Consider the following 717-nt stretch of genomic DNA (forward strand, 5'->3'; position numbering starts at 1 on the left):
CCGCATCCGACCGGCGGACACTCGGCTTGGTGCGCCCGTTCGGCTCGTCAGCTAGTTAGCCGACGACCCACGGAGCCGTGAGGCCCGCACGGAGGGCACGATCAAGGTCGTCGAACTGACGACCGCTGAGCACGACGAGTGGCGCGTTGCGGGTGGTCTTCCGCCTGCTCCCCCAGGTCATTCCGACGAACGCCAGTTGGTCGGCGTCGGCGGTCCAGATGAAGACGACGCCGTCACCTCCGCGGGTCTGCTCCGGCAGCGGCACGTACCGGGTCGGGTCGCCGGATGCGAACGCCGCGTGAAGCCGCTCGAACGAGTCCGGGCTGAGCGCGTGGTACCCCTCGAACCGCTTTCGGAGTGGCGTGCCGGTCTGCTCGCGAACCCACACTCGCGACCAGGACCCCGCGATCGCCCCGACGGCGAACACTCCGAAGGTCACAGCAAGGATGATGATCGCGATGGGGAGAATCCCCAGCCCCCGCATCGCCTGATATCGCGGGCGCGACGCTCCCTCAGCGCTCTCTTTCGAGTACTCCATCAACCCGGCGAAGTTCACTACGGCGAACACCACCGCTGCCATGCAGAGCAGGAGCGCACCCGTCGCCACGATCGTGCGTGGCAGGGAACGCCGAGAGACGAAGCCAGGAGTCCGCGAAAACGTCGCATCGTAGAGAGCCACACCCCAGCATCCCAGGCCTGCGAGCCTGCTGCCTGAGC

1 protein-coding gene is annotated in these 717 nt (G+C 67.5%); it reads right to left on the reverse strand.

What is annotated here, in order from left to right; genetic code table 11:
- Positions 1-55: 55 nt before the first annotated feature.
- Positions 56-717: hypothetical protein (locus C5B97_RS18110; RefSeq protein WP_219819838.1), on the reverse strand; the 662-nt coding region annotated here is incomplete at its 5' end.

This window comes from Pseudoclavibacter sp. RFBB5 (assembly GCF_002931555.1).
Taxonomy (GTDB): Bacteria; Actinomycetota; Actinomycetes; order Actinomycetales; family Microbacteriaceae; genus Pseudoclavibacter.